This is a genomic window from Streptomyces sp. SID5464, assembly GCF_009862985.1.
In the GTDB taxonomy this organism is placed as follows: domain Bacteria; phylum Actinomycetota; class Actinomycetes; order Streptomycetales; family Streptomycetaceae; genus Streptomyces; species Streptomyces chartreusis_D.
Genome location: NZ_WWIQ01000009.1, coordinates 166,535 through 166,735 on the forward strand (window position 1 = coordinate 166,535; position 201 = coordinate 166,735).

Below are 201 nucleotides of genomic sequence, written 5' to 3' on the forward strand. Positions count from 1 at the left end.
TCGAAAAAGATCTGATAGAGTCGGAAACGCAAGACCGAAGGGAAGCGCCCGGAGGAAAGCCCGAGAGGGTGAGTACAAAGGAAGCGACCGTTCCTTGAGAACTCAACAGCGTGCCAAAAGTCAACGCCAGATATGTTGATACCCCGTCTCCAGCATCCGCTGGGACGAGGTTCCTTTGAAAAACACAGCGAGGACGCTGTG